Genomic DNA, 4,468 nt, shown 5'->3' with positions numbered 1-4,468 from the left:
GCCCCAACGGTGCCGCCGCAGCGGAAGGGKTCGGATAGTCTGGCATTTTTYSGCATACCCTCGGATTTCGGGGGAAAAAAGGGGCGTCGCGGGTTTCCGCACTGGCTCTGGAAGGGCTGGGGTGAGCGGCTCCACGGCCTCGGGCTCGGCAGCGGGCGCAGGTGCGCCCTCGCTAAGCGCCGGTTCCGGCAGAGTCCCAGCCGTTTCAAGGGCTTCTGTTTCGGACGACACCCCGTCCCCCGATGAACTGCCCTTTTTGGGACGACGAAAAATCACGACCGACGGTCCCTTCCCCCACAATGAAGCAGCGCATGCCCGTTAAAAGGCCCCACGCTGCCGCAAACGCTCGAACAAATGGATCATAAAGGCGGTTGCGAGAATTGGCACCAACAGATTGATAAAAGGCACCGTTCCCAAAAACGCCAAGACAACCCCGGCTCCCCATATCCGCATTTGCTCCTGCCCTGCCACGGCCTGCACCTGCGCCAACGGGAGGCGGCGCAGCGCGATGGACTGGAAATAATCCCGCCCCAGCAGATAGCCGTTGGCGGCGTAAAACAGAAATGGCGCAATCGGGCCGCTCAGAAGATAGAGCGGAAGAATGGCAAGATTAAGCAGCAGCCCCTTCCCCAAAAGGGCCAAAGCGCCGCGCACTTCTTCTGCCAGAGGAATTAAGCGCGGGGGCGGCAAGCTGGGATAATGCCGCGCTTCCACCGCCGCTGCCACCCGGTCGACAAACAGCGAGGTCAGCGCGATCACCACGACGGGGAAGAAAAGCCAGGCCCCGGTGACACTGAGAATGCCAGAGAAAGCCCCCATGAGCCAATCGACCCACCCAACGCCGGTCAGCCCAAGCATCCCAACCGCCATGACAATCGCCACCGTCAAGACGGCGAACACGGCAATCGCCGCCAATACCGATTGAATGAGCACGTTCCGAATTCTCGGGTCGGGCAGTTGCCGAAAGGCCAGAAGAAGGGCTGAAATCACGTTCGCTAATCCCGCACTGCACAAGGGCCGAAAACCGGCTGTTTCCCATTGGCTTAAGACAATGGCGATGCTGGGGCCAAGATAAAAGAGGCAACGCGCGCCCGCCCTGCGCGAGAAGCGGTTGCCAGGGCAAGTTTCGTCGCTATACTCGCGCCGCAACAACCCGGCCCTGCCGGGCTTTTTGATTTATGCTGACTGAATTTTGAGCCCCTCGGCTCGCAAGGTTAGCGCGGGTTTGGGCGGAGGAATGGGATGGGCGGTGCGCCGTTGGAAGTCGTCGGGATCGGCAATGCGATTGTTGATGTTTTGGCGCGGGTGGACGATGCCTTCCTGGAGCACGCCGGTCTCGTCAAAGGCTCGATGACGCTGGTCGATGCTGGGCAAGCCGCGCGCATTTATGCGCTGCTGCCGCCCGCAGTGGAAATCTCCGGCGGCTCGGCGGGCAATACGATTGCCGGCGTCGCCTCCTTAGGCGGGCGCGCCGCCTATATCGGCAAAGTGAAGGCCGACCAATTGGGCGCGGTGTTCCGGCACGATATGCTCGCCACTGGCGCGCGCTTCATCACGCCTGCCGCCCAGGAAGGCCCGGCGACGGCGCGCAGCATGATTCTGGTGACGCCCGACGCCCAGCGCACGATGGTTACGTTCTTGGGCGCTTGCGTTACCCTCGGCCCGGACGATCTCGACCGCGAGGCGATTGCCGGGGCCGCGATTACCTATATGGAAGGCTATCTGTTCGATCCGCCGATGGCGCAGCGGGCCTTTTACGAGGCCGCCGACCATGCCCATGCCAATGGCCGCCAGGTCGCGCTAACGCTGTCTGATAGTTTCTGCGTCCACCGCCACGGTACCGCCTTCCGCGATTTGATCGATAATCACGTCGATATTCTCTTCGCCAATGAATCCGAACTGCTGGCGCTGACCTTGGAAAGCGACTTCGACCATGCCGTTGCCGCCCTGAAGGGCAAAGTCAGCGTCGCCGCCTGCACCCGCTCCGAAAAAGGCTCGGTGGTGCTGATGGGCGATGCGACCGTAGCCGTTCCGGCGCACCGGGTCGAAAAAGTCGTCGATACAACCGGCGCGGGCGATTTGTATGCTGCGGGCTTCCTACTGGGTCTGGCGCGCGATTTGCCCGCCGCCGATTGCGCCACGCTGGGCGGCCTCTGCGCCGCCGAGGTGATCTCCCATATCGGCGCGCGCCCGGAAGCGAACCTAAAAACCCTTGCTATCGCGGAACTGCCACACCTGGCCGCCGCCCTTACCCTTGACCAAGCCCCCACTCCTACCTCGTGAGATCCTTCCCTATGGAACGCCGTAACCTCGCTATCATCGCCCACGTCGATCACGGGAAGACCACCCTCGTCGATAAGCTTCTCGCCCAGTCCGGCACCTTCCGCGCCAACCAGCAGGTTGCCGAGCGCGCGATGGATAGCAATGATCTGGAACGCGAGCGCGGGATTACCATTCTCGCCAAATGTACCTCGGTGGAATGGAAGGGCGTGCGCCTGAACATCGTCGATACCCCCGGCCACGCCGATTTCGGCGGCGAAGTGGAGCGTATCCTCTCGATGGTCGATGGCGTGGTCGTGCTGGTCGATGCCGCCGAAGGCCCGATGCCGCAGACGAAGTTCGTGACCGGCAAGGCGCTGCGCCTCGGCCTGCGCCCCATCGTCATCATCAATAAGGTCGACCGCCCGGACGCGCGCGCCCATGAAGTGCACGATATGGTGTTCGACCTGTTCGCCTCGCTGGACGCGACCGACGAGCAACTCGATTTCCCCACCCTCTTCGCCTCGGGCCGCAATGGCTGGGCCGTCACCGATCTCGAACAATCGCCGGGCAAAGACCTGGAGCCTTTGTTCGATCTGATCGTGAAGCACATCCCGGCCCCGACCGTGAAGCCGAACGCCCCCTTCGCTATGCTGGCCACCCTGATCCACGCCGATCCGTACCTCGGCCGCGTGCTCACCGGCCGCGTGACCTCGGGCACCGGCAAGCTGAACATGCCCGTCAAGGCGATGAACCGTCTGGGCGAAACCATCGAACAGGGCCGCCTGTCGAAGCTGATGGCCTTCCGGGGCCTGGAGCGCGTGCCGGTTGAAGAAGTGGAAGCGGGCGATATTATCTCCATCGCCGGTCTCACCACCGCCACGGTGGCCGATACCATCTGCGCGCCGGACTGCGTCGAGCCCATCGAAGCCCAGCCGATCGATCCGCCCACGCTCGCTATGAGCTTCTCGGTGAACGATTCGCCGCTGGCGGGCCGCGAAGGCGATAAGGTGACGAGCCGCATGATCCGCGACCGTCTGATGCAGGAAGCCGAAGGCAATGTCGCCATCCGCATCACCGAATCGGAAACCAAGGATTCGTTCGAAGTCGCCGGGCGCGGTGAACTTCAGTTGGGCGTGCTCATCGAAACCATGCGCCGCGAAGGCTTCGAGCTGTCCATCTCGCGCCCGCGCGTGCTGTTCAAAACCGATGAAGCCACCGGCGAACGGATGGAGCCGCAAGAAGAAGTCGTCGTCGATGTCGATGAAGAATATGCCGGCGTTGTGGTGGAAAAGCTCGGCAGCCGTCGCGGTGAAATGACCGAAATGCGCCCCAGCGGTGGCGGCAAGACCCGCATGGTCTTCCTCGTTCCCTCGCGCGGCCTCATCGGCTATCAGGGCGAATTCCTCACCGATACGCGCGGCACCGGCGTTATGGCTAAGGTATTCCACTCCTATGTGCCGCATAAGGGCTCGATCCCGGAACGGCGCAACGGCGTGCTCATCTCCAACGGCCAGGGCTCGGCCGTCACCTATGCGATGTGGAATCTTGAAGATCGCGGCGCGATGTTCATCGAAGCTGGCGTCGATATCTACGAAGGCATGATCGTCGGCGAACATAACCGCGATAATGATCTGGAAGTAAACGTTCTGCGCGGCAAGCAGCTCACCAACGTCCGCGCGTCAGGTAAGGACGAAGCCGTCCGCCTCACCCCGCCGCGCCTGATGAGCCTTGAGCAGGCCATCAGCTACATTGCCAACGACGAGTTGGTGGAAGTGACGCCAAAAGCCATCCGCTTGCGCAAGCGCCACCTCGATCCGAACGATCGCAAGCGCGCGTTGAAGCAAAAAGAAGACGCGTAGTCCGACGGTCGCAAGACCGGAGGCAAGCGCGACTGCGCGCCCGAGCATATGCGAGGGAACAGCCCCAGCGGCGCTTGAACGCACTTAAAGCCTTATAGAAACGGCGCTCCTCGGAGCGCCGTTTTGCTATCTTTGTAACAGAACTTAGTCTTTCCGAGGCGGATGGTAGCGGTTTGCTTGATGCGGATGAACTAAGAACATGGATGGATTTATTAAATAAACATGAAATAAGTATAATTACTTGATCTTGGACAAATAAAAATGAAAAATCCGCTCTCATAGAAACATGCAGCACGCCCAAAAAACTGTCAGAAGCAGGTGAGATTATAAAGAGTCATTTTAATCCC

3 protein-coding genes are annotated in these 4,468 nt (G+C 61.1%); 2 read left to right on the top strand and 1 reads right to left on the bottom strand.

Going from position 1 to position 4,468, the window contains the following annotated elements:
- Positions 1–318 precede the first annotated feature (318 nt).
- Positions 319–990, bottom strand: a complete 672-nt coding sequence (locus tag VZ95_RS06685; protein ID WP_045775168.1) for an EI24 domain-containing protein — start codon at positions 988–990, stop codon at positions 319–321.
- A gap of 252 nt (positions 991–1,242) precedes the next feature.
- Here VZ95_RS06685 and VZ95_RS06680 point away from each other — a divergent pair, with 252 nt between their 5' ends.
- Together VZ95_RS06680 and typA are read left to right on the top strand one after the other, a co-directional pair.
- Positions 1,243–2,283, top strand: coding sequence for an adenosine kinase (locus VZ95_RS06680; RefSeq protein WP_045775167.1), 1,041 nt, complete (start codon positions 1,243–1,245; stop codon positions 2,281–2,283).
- A gap of 11 nt (positions 2,284–2,294) precedes the next feature.
- The gene (gene typA / locus VZ95_RS06675; protein ID WP_045775166.1) at positions 2,295–4,121 is read left to right on the top strand and encodes a translational GTPase TypA; all 1,827 of its coding nucleotides are present in this window, start codon (positions 2,295–2,297) and stop codon (positions 4,119–4,121) included.
- The last annotated feature ends 347 nt before the right edge of the window (positions 4,122–4,468 follow it).

This window comes from Elstera litoralis, assembly GCF_000963705.1.
GTDB classification, from domain to species: domain Bacteria; phylum Pseudomonadota; class Alphaproteobacteria; order Elsterales; family Elsteraceae; genus Elstera; species Elstera litoralis.
The sequence above is the reverse complement of the archived record's forward strand: the minus strand, read 5'-3'. Positions and strand labels throughout refer to the sequence as shown.

What these genes read in the sequence shown, in the direction of transcription:
- VZ95_RS06680 (WP_045775167.1), top strand. Translation starts at nt 1,243, where the DNA reads ATGGGCGGTGCGCCGTTGGAAGTCGTCGGGATCGGCAATGCGATTGTT.
- typA (WP_045775166.1), top strand. Translation starts at nt 2,295, where the DNA reads ATGGAACGCCGTAACCTCGCTATCATCGCCCACGTCGATCACGGGAAG.